The 15,696-nt window shown below is 69.4% G+C and carries 15 protein-coding genes, 1 tRNA gene and 1 pseudogene; 8 read left to right on the forward strand and 9 right to left on the reverse strand.

Annotated elements, in window-relative coordinates:
• A partial coding sequence (locus CLM62_RS43815; RefSeq protein WP_179382475.1) for a triphosphoribosyl-dephospho-CoA synthase occupies positions 1 to 327 on the forward strand: 327 nt, incomplete at its 5' end.
• A 15-nt stretch (positions 328 to 342) separates the two neighbouring features.
• Here CLM62_RS43815 and CLM62_RS52485 read toward each other — a convergent pair.
• The 3 genes and pseudogenes from CLM62_RS52485 to CLM62_RS43830 form a co-directional block, all read right to left on the reverse strand.
• A pseudogene (locus CLM62_RS52485) lies at positions 343 to 502 on the reverse strand (PLP-dependent aminotransferase family protein); the annotation flags it as partial.
• 54 nt (positions 503 to 556) lie between these two features.
• Entirely contained in the window at positions 557 to 2,053 is a 1,497-nt protein-coding gene (locus tag CLM62_RS43825; RefSeq protein ID WP_179382476.1) for an aminopeptidase P family protein, read from the reverse strand.
• 110 nt (positions 2,054 to 2,163) lie between these two features.
• Complete coding sequence (locus CLM62_RS43830; protein WP_179382479.1) at positions 2,164 to 3,687, reverse strand: PP2C family protein-serine/threonine phosphatase; 1,524 nt, start codon at positions 3,685 to 3,687, stop codon at positions 2,164 to 2,166.
• A 492-nt stretch (positions 3,688 to 4,179) separates the two neighbouring features.
• On the opposite strand from CLM62_RS43830, the gene CLM62_RS43835 reads away from it, so the two are divergent.
• Both CLM62_RS43835 and CLM62_RS43840 read left to right on the forward strand, forming a co-directional pair.
• Positions 4,180 to 4,845 (forward strand): bifunctional DNA primase/polymerase, encoded by a 666-nt coding sequence (locus tag CLM62_RS43835; protein ID WP_095755477.1) that lies wholly within the window; start codon positions 4,180 to 4,182, stop codon positions 4,843 to 4,845.
• A 55-nt stretch (positions 4,846 to 4,900) separates the two neighbouring features.
• On the forward strand, positions 4,901 to 5,491 hold the full coding sequence (locus CLM62_RS43840) for a hypothetical protein (RefSeq protein ID WP_095755478.1): 591 nt from the start codon (positions 4,901 to 4,903) through the stop codon (positions 5,489 to 5,491).
• 246 nt (positions 5,492 to 5,737) lie between these two features.
• Here the strand turns inward: CLM62_RS43840 and CLM62_RS43845 are convergent, their stop codons facing one another.
• From CLM62_RS43845 to CLM62_RS43855, 3 genes are all read right to left on the reverse strand, one after another.
• Positions 5,738 to 6,703 (reverse strand): DUF5926 family protein, encoded by a 966-nt coding sequence (locus tag CLM62_RS43845; RefSeq protein ID WP_095755479.1) that lies wholly within the window; start codon positions 6,701 to 6,703, stop codon positions 5,738 to 5,740.
• A 335-nt stretch (positions 6,704 to 7,038) separates the two neighbouring features.
• Positions 7,039 to 7,680 carry an ATP-binding protein gene (locus CLM62_RS43850; RefSeq protein ID WP_095755480.1) on the reverse strand — a complete coding sequence of 214 codons (642 nt, stop codon included), beginning with the start codon at positions 7,678 to 7,680 and terminating at the stop codon, positions 7,039 to 7,041.
• A gap of 127 nt (positions 7,681 to 7,807) precedes the next feature.
• On the reverse strand, positions 7,808 to 8,635 hold the full coding sequence (locus CLM62_RS43855) for a glycerophosphodiester phosphodiesterase (protein WP_095755481.1): 828 nt from the start codon (positions 8,633 to 8,635) through the stop codon (positions 7,808 to 7,810).
• 267 nt (positions 8,636 to 8,902) lie between these two features.
• On the opposite strand from CLM62_RS43855, the gene CLM62_RS43865 reads away from it, so the two are divergent.
• Together CLM62_RS43865 and CLM62_RS43870 are read left to right on the forward strand one after the other, a co-directional pair.
• Positions 8,903 to 10,498 carry a S1C family serine protease gene (locus CLM62_RS43865; protein WP_095755482.1) on the forward strand — a complete coding sequence of 532 codons (1,596 nt, stop codon included), beginning with the start codon at positions 8,903 to 8,905 and terminating at the stop codon, positions 10,496 to 10,498.
• A gap of 98 nt (positions 10,499 to 10,596) precedes the next feature.
• A tRNA-Ser gene (locus CLM62_RS43870) sits at positions 10,597 to 10,683 on the forward strand.
• Positions 10,684 to 10,867: 184 nt separating this feature from the next.
• Here CLM62_RS43870 and CLM62_RS43875 read toward each other — a convergent pair.
• A complete protein-coding gene (locus tag CLM62_RS43875) occupies positions 10,868 to 11,623 on the reverse strand; it encodes a GntR family transcriptional regulator (protein ID WP_095755483.1) in 756 nt (251 codons plus the stop codon).
• 79 nt (positions 11,624 to 11,702) lie between these two features.
• Between CLM62_RS43875 and CLM62_RS43880 the strand changes: the two genes are divergently transcribed.
• The 3 genes from CLM62_RS43880 to CLM62_RS52495 all read left to right on the forward strand — a co-directional run bounded on the left by CLM62_RS43880 (position 11,703) and on the right by CLM62_RS52495 (position 13,746).
• Positions 11,703 to 11,981: a hypothetical protein gene (locus tag CLM62_RS43880; protein WP_095755484.1), complete on the forward strand. Its 279-nt coding sequence runs from the start codon at positions 11,703 to 11,705 to the stop codon at positions 11,979 to 11,981.
• Positions 11,982 to 12,712: 731 nt separating this feature from the next.
• A complete protein-coding gene (locus CLM62_RS43900) occupies positions 12,713 to 13,459 on the forward strand; it encodes a GntR family transcriptional regulator (protein ID WP_257004438.1) in 747 nt (248 codons plus the stop codon).
• A complete protein-coding gene (locus tag CLM62_RS52495) occupies positions 13,456 to 13,746 on the forward strand; it encodes a hypothetical protein (protein WP_095755488.1) in 291 nt (96 codons plus the stop codon). Before CLM62_RS43900 ends, CLM62_RS52495 begins: the two co-directional genes overlap by 4 nt.
• A gap of 162 nt (positions 13,747 to 13,908) precedes the next feature.
• On the opposite strand, the gene CLM62_RS43910 is transcribed toward CLM62_RS52495, so the two are convergent.
• Both CLM62_RS43910 and CLM62_RS43915 read right to left on the reverse strand, forming a co-directional pair.
• Positions 13,909 to 14,928: a hypothetical protein gene (locus CLM62_RS43910; protein ID WP_143659254.1), complete on the reverse strand. Its 1,020-nt coding sequence runs from the start codon at positions 14,926 to 14,928 to the stop codon at positions 13,909 to 13,911.
• Positions 14,929 to 15,206: 278 nt separating this feature from the next.
• Positions 15,207 to 15,608 (reverse strand): hypothetical protein, encoded by a 402-nt coding sequence (locus tag CLM62_RS43915; RefSeq protein WP_095755490.1) that lies wholly within the window; start codon positions 15,606 to 15,608, stop codon positions 15,207 to 15,209.
• Between the last annotated feature and the right edge of the window lie 88 nt (positions 15,609 to 15,696).

Consider the following 15,696-nt stretch of genomic DNA (forward strand, 5'->3'; position numbering starts at 1 on the left):
AGGCTCGCCGCCGCGCGCTCGGCCGGCGCCACGGAGGCCGAGGCCCGGCTGGACGCCCTGCTCACCGTGATGTCCACGCTCCAGGACACCGAACTCCTGCACACCGCGGGCCCGATCGGCCTGCGCCACGTCCAGGCGGGCGCCCGCGAGGTCCTGGAGGCGGGCGGTACGGCGACGGAGGCGGGCCGGGAGGCCCTGGCCGCCCTCGATGCCGACCTGCACGCGCGCGCGTGGAGCCCACGGGGGAGTGCGGGGCTGCTCGCAGGGGCGCTGTTCCTGGACTCGCTGCCGGTGCCGGTCAGTTCGCGAGGACAGGCTGCCGCCTGACGTCCGTCCGCCGGTGGGCCCGGCGCGTCGCGGGCAACCGCGCCCCGGGGGCCGGCCGCCCCTTCCGAACGGCGTCGCGCAGGGCCCGCTCAAGCCCCGCACGACGCCCGTCGGCAGCGGTGAGCTCTAGGTGCAGGTCCACACCAACGCCTTCAGGGGCGCGGGGCTGTGACATATGCGGCTCCGCCGCGTGGGCGCGATCAGACACAGCGAACCCGCAGACGAAAGATCAGCTCTCCTTGAGGCCCGCCATCCATGCCTCGACCTCGTCAGACCGGCGCGGCAGCCCCGCCGACAGATTCCGGTTCCCGTCCTCCGTCACCAGAATGTCGTCCTCGATCCGCACACCAATCCCCCGGTACTCCTCCGGCACCGTCAGATCATCGGCCTGGAAGTACAACCCCGGCTCAACCGTCAGGCACATACCGGGCTCCAGCGTGCCGTCGACATACGACTCCACCCGCGCGGCCGCACAGTCATGAACATCCATCCCGAGCATGTGCCCAGTGCCATGCAGCGTCCACCGCCGCTGCAACCCCAGCTCCAGCACCCGCTCGACCGGCCCCTCGACCAGCCCCCACTCGACCAGCCGCTCGGCCAGCACCCGCTGCGCGGCGTCATGGAAGTCCCGGTACTTCGCGCCCGGCTTCACCGCCGCGATACCGGCCTCCTGGGCGTCGTACACGGCGTCGTAGATCTTCTTCTGGATCTCGCTGTAGCGGCCGTTGATCGGCAGCGTGCGCGTGACGTCGGCGGTGTAGTACGTGTGCGTCTCCACACCCGCGTCGAGCAGCAGCAGCTCGCCCGACCGCACCGGCCCGTCGTTGCGCACCCAGTGCAGCGTGCAGGCGTGCGGACCGGCCGCGCAGATGGAGCCGTAGCCGACGTCGTTGCCCTCCACGCGCGCGCGGAGGAAGAACGTGCCCTCGATGTACCGCTCGGAGGTGGCCTCGGCCTTGTCCAGAACGCGTACGACGTCCTCGAAGCCGCGGACCGTCGAGTCGACCGCCTTCTGCAGCTCGCCGATCTCGAACTCGTCCTTGACCAGCCGTGCCTCGGACAGGAAGACGCGCAGCTCCTCGTCGCGCTCGGCGGTGACCTTGTCGGTCAGCGCGGCCTCGATGCCGGCGTCGTACCCGCGCACGACCCGGACCGGGCCGGTGGCCTCGCGCAGCTTGTCGGCCAGCTCCCGTACGTCGGCGGCGGGGATGCCGTACAGCGCCTCGGACTCGGTGAGCGAATGCCGGCGGCCGACCCACAGCTCGCCCTGGCCGGACAGCCAGAACTCGCCGTTCTCGCGGTCGGAGCGCGGCAGGAGGTAGATCGTCGCGTCATGCCCCTCGTTCTTGGGCTCCAGGACCAGCACGCCGTCCTCGGTCTGGTTGCCGGTGAGGTACGCGTACTCGACCGAGGCCCGGAAGGGGTACTCGGTGTCGTTCGAGCGGGTCTTCAGGTTGCCCGCGGGGATGACCAGGCGCTCGCCCGGGAAGCGCGCGGACAGCGCGGCCCGGCGCGCGGCGGTCTCGGCGGCCTGCGGGATCGGCTTCAGGTCGCGCAGTGCCGTGTCGGCCCAGCCGGACTTCATGTTCTCGGCCAGCTCGTCGGACACGCCCGGGTACAGGCCGTTCTTGCGCTTCTTGATCGGCTCCTCAGACTCAGGCTCCGGGCCCGCTGCGTCAGCAACAGAATCAGATGCTGCCGGGGTGAGCTCTTCGGCCACGGTCATCCTCCTCGATACGGCACTGGACCCCTCCATCGTACGGTCGTACGTAAAGGGGCCCAGGGAAGAACGACCCGTTCCCGGGGAACCTGTCACCGGGCACTCACTCCGCGCACTCACTCGAAGTACGCCGCCAGCAGGACGACATCCTCCTCGCTGTCCGCATCGTCCAGCCCGCCCGGCAGCACGGTCCGCAGGACGTGGTCGACGATGGCCTCAGGGTCGCGCCGCAGCGCCTTCGGTACGCCGGCCGCCGCCGCGTGCAGCCGGGCGAAGGCGCGGTCCGTGGGGTCGCCGGTGCGGTGCAGCAGCCCGTCGGTATAGAGCAGAACCGTCTCGCCCGGCTCCGCCTGGAGCTCCACGCTCGGCGCCTCCCAGCAGGCGAGCATCCCCAGGGGCGCCGACACGGAGGTCTCCACGAACTCCGTGCGCCGCTCGCCGATCAGCAGCGGGGGACTGTGCCCGGCCCCGGCGAGCGTGATCTTGCGCAGGGCGGGTTCGCAGTAGGCGAACAGGGCGGTGGCCGAGCGGGCGGGCTCGGTGAGCCTGAGCAGCAGCTCCAGGTCGGACAGGACGGCGACCGGGTCCTCGCCCTCCATCACGGTGTACGCCCGCAGGGACGCCCTCAGCCGTCCCATCGCCGCGATCGCGCTGGGCCCGGAGCCCGTCACCGACCCCACCGCGAGGCCCAGCGCCGCGTCCGGCAGGGGCAGCGCGTCGTACCAGTCGCCGCCGCCGTGAGGCCCCGTGCGGTGCCGGGCGGCGAGCCGTACTCCGCCCACGCGGGGGAGCCGGGACGGCAGCAGTTCCTCGGCGATCGTCGCCATGCACGCGCGCGTGCGCTCCACCTCGACCAGCCGGGCCAGATGCTCCCCGGCGTAACGGGCGTACAGCCCCACGAGGTGGCGCTGGCGCTCGGCGGGCTCGGCGGGCTCGTCGTAGAGCCATACGGCCGCGCCCAGACGGGCGGCGGCCTCGGTGGCCGCCTCGGCGGACAGGGGGAGCGTGTAGCTGGCGGCGTAGCCGAGGCGGGCGGCCACCGCGCGGTGGCGGGGGTCGAGCCCGTCCTCGGCGAAGAGATCGGGCTGCGCGATCCCGCCGTCGCCGCCCGGCAGACCGTCCAGGATGCGGCCGTACGACATGGAGCTGCGCGGCACGGTCTCGATGTGCCCGAGGTCGGCGCGGGCCAGGCCCAGGCCGATGGTGGTGTCGGGGCCGAGTCCGTCGCCCGGCTCCAGCACGACGAGTCCGCGGCGGGCGCCCACCAGGGCGGCTCCGGCGCTCAGGACTTCGTGGAGGGCGTCGGGGAGCGCATCCGTGCGGGCCAGGCGTTCGGTGAGTTCGTGGAGGGTCGTGAGGTCCGAGACCCAACCGGCGAGACGGTCCTGAAGCAGTGCGCCCGGTGCGTTCGGTGAGAGGACGGCAGAGGCGCCCGAGGCGGCCGGCGCGGGCGCGACAGTGTGTGCGGGCGAGGGAACCGTTGAATCGATTCCAGCCACTTTCGGAGGGTGAGGGGCGTTCATGGTGTCCGGCTTTCCGACCGGTGCGTACTGCTCAAAAGCATCGCAAACCCCCATGTCATTCTGCGCCGCTAGCAGTGTCTCCACATGTACACGCACTCGAGAGGGGATGTCCAGTATTGTCCTGCTGGGATTCCTGGTGTCTGTGGGGCATTCGTGAACGAAGTGTCATATGGCAAACTTGGCTTAAAACTGCCCCGGGGAACGGCATATTGCGGTCGACTGGGCTTGCTCCACAGAGCGTCACAGCGGTCGTGATGGGTACGTACTCGGAGAAGGCCAGGGGTGGTCGAGAACCACCCGGAACCTGGCGACGGACCCGGGCGTCTTAACCACCGACGACCGAGCCCCATCCTCCCGTGGCGGAGGCGAAGAGAAATACGCGCGACGGCAAACGCCAGACTTCGCCACCCCCACGCCACGCTCATGCTTTTGACAGACGCAGTATGGGCGAGGCTGCCGCGGACGCAGCCAACGTTCGGCCCATAGGGGTTCCCCTTGTCTCCGACAGGGGTGTGATGCGCCAACAGGTACGCACAGTGAAGTGATCGACACATGGTGTGATGTGGTCCACGGTGTTGCCAGCGGTGCAACGGAAAGGAACGAGCGCTCATGCGCGAGATCCTCGGAAGGCGACGCAGGCTCCTGTCCCAGCGCAGCGACGGGAGGCCTGAGTTGATCAGCGCGGCCCTGACCTTCGCGACGGAATGGCAGTGGCCCGTACTCCCGGGTGTGGCGGCGGACCCGCAGGGGCGGGACCGTTGCGGGTGCCCGGACCCCGAGTGCACGGTGCCCGGTGCCCACCCCTTCGACCCCGGCCTCCTCGCGGCCACCACCGACGAGCGCATGGTGCGCTGGTGGTGGGCCAACCGGCCCGCCGCGCCGATCATCCTGGCCACCGGCGGCAAGGCTCCCTGTGCGGTCAGCCTGCCCGCCCTGCCGGCCGCCCGCGCCCTCGACGCGCTCGACCGCAAGGGCATGCGCCTCGGCCCGGTCGTCGCCTCGCCCACGCGCTGGGCGTTGCTCGTGAAGCCGTACTCCATGGAACAGCTGGGCGAACTGCTGTACGCCCAGGACTTCGTCCCCGGCTCCCTCCGCTTCCACGGCGAGGGCGGCTATCTGGCCCTGCCCCCGTCCGACACTCCCCAGGGCGAGATCCGCTGGGAGCGCGCACCACTGCCCGGCTCGGCCTCGCCGTGGGTGCCGGACGTGGAGGCCGTGGTGGACGCCGTGGTCAAGGCACTCACTCGTACGGGTGTGAGCGCGCCCGAGTTGTAGGGGTGTCGGGCGCGGGCGGAACCGGGCGCCCGTTCCCGCTCGTTATCTTCCGTCCATGAACCTTCGTCTGCTCGCCCTTGCGGGCGTCGCGGTGTGCGCGGTCGCGCTGCCGCTGGCCGTGGCGTCCGCGGGACAGGTGGGCGACGCGGAGCGCACGGCCGCACGTACCACTGTGCGCGACGCGGCGGGTGATTCCGTGCGTCCGTCCGTACGTCCCTCGCCTCACGGAGACCCCAAGGCGCCCTCCGCCGAACCCACCCGCTCCCCGCTGCTCCTCGGCCTGGGCCTGGCCACCGCGGCCCGCTGCGGACCCGACCTCACTTCCCCCGACGGCATCGAGGCGCAGACCTGTGTGCTGACGCAGGGTGAGGAAACCTGGGCGCGCACCTACTACCGCAATGCCACCGGCGACGCCCTGGACTCCGTACTGAGCCTCATGGGGCCCGGCGGCCGCACCGTCCAGATGCACTGCGCGGTGGGCGCCGAGGACGAGCCGGGGAGCTGCGAGACACCTCGGGAACGCACCCGCGGGAATCTCGACGGGTACACCGCGGTCGCGGAGTTCGCGCGGGCCGGGGACGGGCCACTGCTGCTGCGGTCCGGGAGCAACTCCGGGAGCAACTCCGGGGCGCCTACAAGGAGTTGACGGGCGACATCGTTCCGTAAAGGCGCCCGCACATGAAAAAGACCCGGTTGCTGGCGACGGGGGATGCACCAGCAACCGGGCTAATGGAACGGTAACAAGAGATCGGCCGTTCGCAAATTCCGTCTCGCTTCATCCTTGGCTATTCGGACACCGATCTGGCTTGTCCCGAACGGGAGTTGCGGGGCGGAGTCGGCCGTTCCGCGAGACGCCGTGCGGCTGACCGACGGGTCAGCCGCACGGACTTCGTCAACTGAGCGTGACCTGCCGGTTGGTCAGGCCGCCGCGCGCGCGGCGCTCGTCGGCGGTCAGCGGCGCGTCCACGGCCAGCGCCCCGGCGAGGCGCTCGGCGAACTCGGCGGCCGGCTTCTCCACGTCCTGCGCGCCGACCCCGCTCGGCAGGTCCCAGACCGGCACGGTGAGCCCGTGAGCGCGGAAGGAGCCCACCAGACGGGTGCCCTCGCCGAGGCTGGAGCCGCCCGCCGCGTGCAGCCGCGCGAGAGCGTCCAGAAGCTGCTCCTCCGGGTGCGGCATGACCCAGCGCAGGTGGTTCTTCTCCGGGGTCTCGCACCAGTACGCGGCGTCCACACCGGTCAGCCGCACGGTCGGGATGGCCGCGGCGTTGGCTCGCTCCAGGGATGCGGTGACCTCGGGTGTGGCGTTCTCCGGGTCCGGGACCCAGAACTCGAAGCCCGGGTGCACAACTGGCTCGAACGCGCCTTCGGGGTCGAGCAGTTCCTGCAGCCGTGGACCGTCGGCCGGGGCGCGCCGACTCTGCACCGGCGTGCCGGGCTTCGCTTCCAGCGCGCGCAGGAGGGTGTCGGCGAGGTCGCGGCTGATGTCGCCCGACGCCGTGTCGTTCTGCAGGCCGAGCAGGACAGAGCCGTCGTCGCGACGCAGGGCCGGCCAGGCCATCGGCAGGACTGTGGCCAGCGTGACCGACGGGACGCCTTCAGGGAGGCCCTTCTTCAGGGTCAGCTCGACCGTGGCGGCCGGCACCAGTTCGCGCAGCGCCACCCAGTCGCACTCGCCGGGCAGTCCCTCGAAGGGGCGGTGCACCAGCTCGGTGGCGGCCTGCGCGGCGGCCCGCCCGTGGCAGGCCTTGTAACGGCGGCCGCTGCCGCAGGGGCAGGGCTCGCGGGCGCCGACGACCGGGATCTCGCTGTCGCTGAGCTGCGGGCGCTTGGCCTTGGTCTGGGGTCGCTTCTTGGCCATCGTGGGTGTCTCCCGGTTACGGCTCGTCTCGTACGGCGCGAGCCTAGCCGTTTGCGCCGGGAACGACCGGGCCTGTGGATAACGGCGGGTCTGCGTGGCGAGCTGTGGACGACCCGGCGGAGCGGGAAACGGGCGGCGGTGCCGAGCCCTGGGCCATGTGTCGGATCGGGGAAGCGGGCCGCCGTGGCGAGCGGCGCGTCAGTCCGGGCCGTGTCAGTCCAGGCGGCTGCGAGTCGGGGCGGCTTCAGCCCGGCCGGGCTTCAGTCGGGACGGCCTCTGCCCGGGCGGCCTCAGCCTGGATGGCCTCTGCCTGGACGGCCTCAGCCCGGGCCGTCTCAGTCCATGTCGTCGAAGGCGTCCGCGAAGTCCAGCTGGTGGGGTATCGCCGAGACCGACGGGGCCGTGATGCGCGTAGCGAAGTCGTCGCGGCGGTGACCGGCGTCGGGATCGTGTACGTCGGAGTGGACGACGACCCACACCGTGACCTCGCCGCGGGCGTCGTCGCGTACGCCCCAGTCGTCGGCCAGCGCGGTGATGATGTTCAGCCCACGGCCGCCGTGTGCGGTGACCGAGGGCGTGGCCGGAGCCGGGCGGGTGGGCCCACCGCCGTCCGTCACCTCGACCGTGAGTCTGCCGCGGGCGTCCACGCGCCATGCGGCCCGGACATCGCCGTCCCCGGCCAGGGCGTCGCCCAGCGGCCGGCCGTGCTTGCACGCATTGCTCAAGAGTTCGGAAAGAATCAATACGGCGTCGTCGATGACCGATTCCGACACTCCGCCGCTGCGCAACTGATCGCGCATACGGCGTCTCGCATCCCCCACGCCCGCAGGGCCATGGGGTACGGCCATGCTCGACGACGTGGGCACCTCCTGTGCCACCACCAACGCCACCCCCGAGACCTCCTTTGCCCCACGCCACGGTGTGGATGCCCCATTGGCCTGTACCGGAAACCGGCCAATCCCCTTACGGTGACGCATTCGCAACGATCGAATACGGACCGAACGCGCCGGAGCACTCCCTGTAGCCGTATGGCTGGATTTCGACGGTGGGCCGAGACCGGAGGATGGCGTCAGTCCGGCCGCCGGGTCAAGGGGGCGGACGCGCTCAGCGACCGAGACGGTCCAGCACCGCGCGCGGGCGGTTGGTGATGATGGCGTCGATGCCCAGGTCGACGCAGAGGTCGATGTCCTCCGGCTCGTTCACCGTCCACACGTGCACCTGGTGGCCGGCCAGCTTCAGGCGCTCGATGAACGCGGGGTGGTTGCGCACGATACGGATCGAGGGGCCCGCGATCCGGACACCCGCGGGCAGCCGCCCGTCGCGCAGCCGGGGCGAGACGAACTGCATCAGATAGACCGTGGGCAGCGTCGGCGAGGCCGCCCGCACCCGGTGCAGCGAGCGTGCTGAGAAACTCATCACACGCACCGGGGAGTCGGCGGCCGCGGCAGGGGCGTCGAGCCCGAACCGCTTCAGCAGCATCAGCAGCCGCTCCTCGACCTGTCCGGCCCAGCGCGTGGGGTGCTTGGTCTCGATGGCCAGCTCCACCCGGCGCCCCGCGTCGGCGACGAGTTCGAGCAGCCGCTCCAGGGTGAGCACGGAGGTGTCCTCGCGGTCCTCGGGGCGGTGCTCCCAGTCGGGCTCCTCGTCGCGCGTGCGCCAGATGTCCCGCGTCTTCCGGGAGCCGAAGTCCAGGGCGGCGAGGTCGGCGAGCTCCAGGGCCGAGACCGCGCCGCGGCCGTTGGACGTCCGGTTGACGCGTCGGTCGTGGACGCAGACGAGATGGCCGTCCGCGGTCAGCCGTACATCGCACTCGAGTGCGTCGGCGCCGTCCTCGATCGCCTTCTTGTACGCGGCCAGGGTGTGCTCGGGGGCCTCTTCCGAGGCTCCGCGGTGGGCGACGACTTGAATCCGGGGCTGCCGTGCGTGGGTCACCGCGTCATGGTGCCACCGCGCGCGGGTACGCGTGCGAACGGAGGCTTCTGGATTGCGCCCTGTTTGTCATACATGCCCTATATAAAGAATGGCCGTGGACCCACAGGCACCGCTTATGGTGCTCTGACGGCCCGTGGGAAAAGCTGACGGCATACAAACAGACATGCACAGCTGACTCACGCAGGACCGTCGACGACCGTCGACCAGCGTGAACGGGCGTGACCGAGTGCGACCGACAACAACAGCCGTGGATCGAGGAGAAAAGCTGTGAGCACCGAGAACGAGGGCACCGCGGTACCCCCGGCCCCGTCCGCACCCCCCGTGCCGGTGGATGCTCCCGCTGCTTCGGCGCCCCAGGAGCACCCCGCTCCCGACCAGGGTGCCCCGACGACCCCGATCCCGCCGACGCCGCCGAGCGCCCCCGGCGCCCAGCAGCAGGATCTGGTGCACGCGGGCCAGGCCCCCGCCTACGCCTCGACGGACCACGGCGGTGCCGCTCAGGGTCAAGGGTCCCCTCAGGGACACGGCGGACCTCAGGGGCACGAGGCTCCTCAGGGCAGCGGCGCCCCTCAGAGCCACAACGCACCTCAGGGCTTCGGCCCCCCGCAAGGCAGCGGTCCCGAAGGCTCCGGTCCGGAAGGCGGCTGGCCGCCCCCGGCGCCGCCCACCCATGCGTACGGCGACGGCGGCGCGGGCGCGGGCTCCGGCTGGGGCGCCTTCTACCAGCCCCCGGCCCCCAAGCCCGGCCGCGGACGCGGCGGCCTGGTCGCCGGGCTCCTGGTGGCCGCGCTGGTCGCGGGCGGCCTGGGCGGCGGGCTCGGCTACACCCTGGCCAAGAACGAGGACAACACCTCCTCGACCACCGTCTCCGCCTCCGACAGCGGCGGCTCCGTCAAGCGCGACGCGGGCACGGTCGCGGGCGTGGCCGCCAAGGCGCTGCCGAGCACCGTCACCATCGAGGCCGAGAGCAGCGCCGGCGAGGGCGGCACCGGCACCGGCTTCGTCTTCGACACCCAAGGCCACATCGTCACCAACAACCACGTGGTGGCCGACGCCGTCGACGGCGGCAAGCTCACGGCGACGTTCCCGAACGGCAAGAAGTACGACGCGGAGGTCGTCGGCAACGCGCAGGGCTACGACGTCGCGGTCATCAAGCTCAAGAACGCCCCGAACGACCTCAAGCCGCTGACACTCGGCGACTCGGACAAGGTGGCGGTCGGCGACTCCACGATCGCGATCGGCGCCCCCTTCGGCCTGTCCAACACGGTCACGACGGGCATCATCAGCGCCAAGAACCGCCCGGTGGCCTCCAGCGACGCCACCGGCAGCAGCGCGTCGTACATGAGCGCCCTGCAGACCGACGCGTCGATCAACCCGGGCAACTCCGGCGGCCCGCTCCTGGACGCCCAGGGCAACGTCATCGGCATCAACTCCGCGATCCAGTCCACCAGCAACGGCGGGCTGGGCGGAACCAGCCAGTCCGGCTCGATCGGCCTGGGTTTCGCCATCCCGATCAACCAGGCCAAGTACGTCGCCCAGCAACTGATCAAGACCGGCAAGCCGGTCTACGCCAAGATCGGCGCGTCCGTCTCCCTGGACGACTCCACGGACGGCGCGCAGATCACCGAGCAGGGTGCGAGCGGCTCCGAGCCGGTCGAGGCCGGAGGCCCCGCCGCGAAGGCCGGCCTCAAGCCCGGCGACGTCATCACCAAGCTGGACGACAGGGTGATCGACTCCGGCCCCACCCTGATCGGCGAGATCTGGACCCACAAGCCCGGCGACAAGGTCACGGTCACCTACGAGCGCGACGGCAAGACCCGCACGGTCGAACTCACCCTGGGGTCCCGAGTCGGCGACAGCTGACCCCACGCACCCCCGACCGAACTCCCCGAGATCCCAACCCCGCGCGCCCGTCCCAACCCGTTACTCTTGTCCCCGCGCCGCCGGTGCCGACGGCGCGGGGAGGCGTGCCCGAGCGGCCTAAGGGAACGGTCTTGAAAACCGTCGTGGCAGCGATGTCACCGTGAGTTCGAATCTCACCGCCTCCGCACGATGAGCACTGAGAACGGCCTCTGACCAGGACATACGGTCAGGGGCCGTTGTGCTGTCCGCTGCCCGCTCATCGCCGTGTCTCCCCGTGGTTTCCCGCTCGATCGGGCACGGAAGGGGCACGGCCGGGGCACGCGCAAACCACTGCTTGAGGACATCGGCAACGGACACCGGGGCGGCTGACTACCGAGTGATCGGAATCTCGTAGACGATCTCGCAGAGAGCGGCGGGCACCACGATGTCCGCGGTCTCCACAGGCCGTCCCTGGTCGCTGTAGTACGTCCGCCGGATGTGGGTGACCAGCGAGCCCTTTTGGATGCCCAGGAGTGACGCCTCCTCGGCGGTCGCCTGGCGCGGCTCGGGCTGCTCCACGGCGTGGCTGACGGTGATGCCGATCTCCGCCATGCGGTTCACGACACCCGCCCCGGCGTACGGCCCTCCCTCGGGGAGCACGACGAGCGTGCCGGCGGTGAGGTCGTACGGCTCCCAACTCGTCGACAGCTGCACCGGCCTGCCGTCGGCGAGGAACTCGTATGCGGTGCGGACGCACGGATCACCCTCGGCGATGCCGAGACGTGCAGCGATCTCCGCTGGTGCCGGGACCTTCGCCTCGCTGCGGCTCTCCCAGTCGCCTTGCCTGCCCACGGCCCTCATGTCCGCACGGAACGGGGAGCCCTCGGGCTGTTCGCGCGCCGACGAACGGACGACCCGGACCCGCTGCCGGGGCTCGGCGACGTAGGTACCGGAACCGGCGCGGCCTTCCAGCACACCCTGGGAGATCAGCAGTTCCTGGGCTCGGCGGACCACGTTCTCGCCCACTTGGCACTCATGGGCGATCTGGGCCCGGGAAGGAAGTCGGTCCCCCGGCGTCCACTCGTGCTCCGCGATCCGCCGCCGGAGTTCGTCGGCGATGCGGAGATAGGGCGGCTGCTCAGGCATATGGAAAATCTAGTCCACTAGCTCTAATCTAGTTAACTAGCTTCACTCAAAGTGATCGCCGGTGACCGGAGGATGCCCTGTGCCTGCTTACGAAGTGAGCGCGGAGGCCATCGCAGCCCGGTTATCGGCCGTCGGGCTCACCACACGTGTGGAGGAGCGCGACGACTGCACGGCCATCGAAGCGGAGGTACCGGAACCACTCTCCGCCGAGTCATGGCGGGAGGTCCTGGAAGCGGTGGCCGAGGCCGACCGATTCGGGCTTCTCGCCACCAGCTCGAACGACCGCACCCTCTGGGCGGTCGTAGGCAAAGCGGTCCCCGCGACGGGCGATGTCGGGGGACCGGGCCATCAGCGATAGGAGCTGAGCAGCGTGTTCAATCGCATCCGCCGTACCGTCTCGTGCGTCAGTGCACGGTACCGCCCCAAGGGCCGGCACCGCCGCGCCACAACGCCCGCACGGCCGTTGGCCGCGTCCCCCGCATTCGCCTACGGGCCACCGCTGTTCATGCGTCGGCATCGAGAACACACGAGCGTTCTCAGGGGCGAGGAGAACGTGCTCATCCGCCCGTACGTGCTGACCAGCGAGGAGAGTGCGCGGCACCGCTCAACGGCCGCCCTCTGCCCTCCTTTTGCCGGTCCCTGGCTCGCCTCGGTGGGGGACCGCTGATGCCTCGCCAACCGCCCCACACCAGACGGGCGGAAGCCGACTCCTACCGCTCGATCTCGTGCCGGATCGGTACGCACTACGCCTGCGCGGAGTCCTCCCCGAGTGCAGCACCGGTCGACGTACCGGTGATCTACGAAGCCTGTGAGTGCCAATGTCACACGTTCGCCCCTCAGGAAGTGCCGGCGGAGGTGGCGAGATGAGGGGACACGCACCCGGTGCCGTCGTGCTCTCCCCCGTCGAGATCACCTCGGCCAGCGTGCAGCGCGGCGACGTCATCCAAGTCGGAGGCCAGCACTGCCGAGTGATCGACCTCTTTCAACTGCCCGGTGGAGCCAAGCGACTTGTGTTCGACTCGGGCGAGTTGCTGACCATGCACATGGGCACTCGGCTCGACGCCCTGCGGCTCCGGAGAGTGCGAGGCGGTGATCCAGCCCGTGCCCTCTCGCCGCGACACCATCGCCGATGACCTCCGGGACCGGATCGCCACCGGCCGGATCAAACCCGGCGAGCGTCTACCTGCTGAGGCCCACCTCGCCTCCGAGTACAGGGTCAGCACACCGACGCTGCGGAGCGCTCTCGCCGTACTCCAAGCGGAAGGCCTCGTCGAAAAGGTCCACGGCAAGGGGAACTTCGTTCGCCGCCCCCTCCAAAGGATCACGTACGTCGGAGGGGGCCGCACCACTCGCGACGGACAGCACGCTGCTCACGCCGCTCTCAGCGTCACCGTCCACACCACCAGGATTCAGGCCCGCGGGCATCTGGCGACCTTGCTGAAAGTGTCGCCCACTAGCCCTCTGACCGAGTTCCTCTGTCTCAGCCATGAGGGCGAGAGACCGCACAGCTTGACGCGCATCTACGTTCCTTGCGACCTGGTGCCGGCCGCCGCGCTCCGCGAGTCGCTCCCGTACGAGGGGGTGATGACGTGCCTGCTGCGGCTCCGCCCGCCGCTGGCTGAAGTCCGGGAGAAGGTCAGCGTTCGACTCCCGACACGGGAGGAGGCATCCACCCTTCGGATCAGCTCTGCCTTGGGGGTCCTCGCCATCACACGCCAGATGACTGACACCGGTGGACGCGTGGTCGAGGCTGCGCTCCTGGTGCTGCCGGGGGACCGCGCCGAAGCGGTGTTCACCACTCACTACGTGACCGACGAGAGGACGGCGGAAGAATGACCACGTCAAACGAACTGCGGCTCCTCCCATGGACGGGGCCCGACGGCAAGCCCTGCTTTCTCAGCACCGATGACAGTGACGGTCCCATGTCCCGCCTGGCCGACAACATGGAATCGGTACAACTCGGCAGAGCAACCGAACTTCTGGAGCAGGCGTTAGACATGCTCGCTGACGTCGATACGGAGCCAGACGATGTACGACTTCTGGCGAAGGACCTGACGGGAGCTCTGAGGGACACGCTCCGCGTCGCGGTCAGCCGTGGTCACCGCCTGGCAGTGCCTGAGTAGCTCTGCTCCTGCAAGAAGGGCGGCTCAAGAGGAAAGAACCTCTTGAGCCGCCCTTTTTTCGATGTCTGTGGCCAGAAACGCAGCATCGTGCCTAAGGCCCAGTCTTGGGTGGCAACCGGCGGGGCCGGGGCAGACCGTCAGATCCGGCTCCAGCCAGGTTCATCACGACGTGTGAGTGTCCGACTCCCAGGTTCCGATAACGCACTCGCCCCTATCTACGTCTGCGTGGTCGGCGGAGAAGTGCCAGCTGACGACGAAGGAGAAGGTCCCAAAGACGACTGTGTCCCCCTGGAGCTCCAACAGCTCACCGCCGTCGGGGCCGCATTGTGAAAGGGACGCTGACATGCTCGCTTCGAAGTTGCCGTGGAAGGTGAACTCAAGAGCGGGTCCTGTGTTTTGGTAGTCGAGTAAGTCGATGTCAATGCGAATGAAGGTTGTTACGGGCGGGCCTGCAGTCGGAGGTCCGGCAGGCGCTTCGATCGTTTCCAGGTCGGCGTGTACGTACTTTCGGATCTGGCGCTCCAGCTCGGCGACGCGTTCCTGTAGCACGTCTTCGAGGCTGATCCTGCACATGCCCTCGAGGATCTCCGCAGTTGCCCGGCCTCGGGCGTTGAGGGAGAGGCCGACCGATAGCGGCTTGTCGTCCTCGATCGTGGTGTCGACGTACCACATGGTCAGGAAGTCGACTTTCTTCTCGTCCAAGAGCGCGAGCCGTTGGACGATGGCGGGCGCATGCTCTTCGAACGCTTCCCTGATCCGCGCGTCGTGGAGGTTGGCCGTGCTTGCAGCGAGCAGGTGCTCGGTGATCTTTGTTGAGAGACCTATGTTCTTTACCTGCTTGATTACCGTGTCCCGGCGCTGGCGGGCCTTGTCCAGCTGGGACAGGAAGGCGGGCACGGGCCCGTACTCGTCGTTGCTTTTTCCTCGTCGCCCGTTGCAGTCGATACAGATCGGTGCGAGATTGGCGGGATCGTGGATGTCGAAGTCATCCGGCAGGCCGTAGGTAGTCTTAAGCTCCTCCAGGCGGTCCCGGCCAGCCTGTTGAGGCAAGAGATGGTCGATCTGGATCGCGTTGAAGTCCGTCGGCCTATGGCACCAGTAACAGCGCTTTCCCCATACGTCGTACAAGACAAATCGCAGCACTGCGTCGTTCCCGCTGCCGTATCTGACAATGTCGCCCACTGATCCCCCTTGCTTCGCACCGTAGTTTGTACCTCAGCGAACTGCTGCTGACGAGGCCAGAGGCCTTCGCAGTTCAGGTGAGTCTGATATCCAAGCCCTCAGCTTGGGAAGCTGCGTCATTTGGGATCGGTTCGGTCGCTGACCTGGTCGGACAGCCGGTGAGCGGCCTCGTCAGGCCTGGCCGCTTTCACCGTGATTCCCCGCTGTTCCCCGCTCGATCTGGTGCGCTTGTGGTGCGGAGTCGTGCGATGCCCGGCGGATCGCGTTCCTGAGCAGCCTTACCACTTCCGCCACTTGTTCGTGAGCTGGTACGGACCGAGGCCGTGACGTGCGGTCAAGGCGACCACATTGACGCCGTGCTCGGTGAGTGACTCGTCGATGTAGTCGCACAAGGCTTCGCGTTCGTCGGTTTCGAAGGCGCCGCCGTTGTCGGCGTCGTCCACCGCGTTGAGGGCTAGGACGACGCGTTCCAACACAGCAAAGACCTGTTCGTCGCTGGCCTCGCCAAGTCCAGGGAGCTCGCCCTCAAAGGCGTCGAGGACTGCGTCGGTCGCCGTCAGCAGCTCCTCGGGATATAGCACTGCCATGCAGGCGCACTGGGGGTCCAGGGTGCCTGCGGCGAGCTCCTCGGCTTCCTCAGCTATGCCGTGCCGCCAGCTCGTAGTCGGTCTCTCAGCCATGAGCGGGACCGTACAGGCCAGGACTGACAGCGGTACTGAGGCCCCGCGCCACCGGCGCGCTCTCGGCGCTGCGCGCACGCTTTCCAAC

The organism is Streptomyces sp. SA15 (assembly GCF_002291145.1).
Lineage (GTDB): Bacteria > Actinomycetota > Actinomycetes > Streptomycetales > Streptomycetaceae > Streptomyces.

Bases quoted from the DNA above. Each gene is read 5' to 3' on its own strand.
- CLM62_RS43825 (WP_179382476.1), bottom strand. From the start codon at position 2,053: ATGACCGTGGCCGAAGAGCTCACCCCGGCAGCATCTGATTCTGTTGCT.
- CLM62_RS43835 (WP_095755477.1), top strand. From the start codon at position 4,180: ATGCGCGAGATCCTCGGAAGGCGACGCAGGCTCCTGTCCCAGCGCAGC.
- CLM62_RS43840 (WP_095755478.1), top strand. From the start codon at position 4,901: ATGAACCTTCGTCTGCTCGCCCTTGCGGGCGTCGCGGTGTGCGCGGTC.
- CLM62_RS43845 (WP_095755479.1), bottom strand. From the start codon at position 6,703: ATGGCCAAGAAGCGACCCCAGACCAAGGCCAAGCGCCCGCAGCTCAGC.
- CLM62_RS43850 (WP_095755480.1), bottom strand. From the start codon at position 7,680: ATGCGTCACCGTAAGGGGATTGGCCGGTTTCCGGTACAGGCCAATGGG.
- CLM62_RS43875 (WP_095755483.1), bottom strand. From the start codon at position 11,623: ATGCCTGAGCAGCCGCCCTATCTCCGCATCGCCGACGAACTCCGGCGG.
- CLM62_RS52495 (WP_095755488.1), top strand. From the start codon at position 13,456: ATGACCACGTCAAACGAACTGCGGCTCCTCCCATGGACGGGGCCCGAC.
- CLM62_RS43915 (WP_095755490.1), bottom strand. From the start codon at position 15,608: ATGGCTGAGAGACCGACTACGAGCTGGCGGCACGGCATAGCTGAGGAA.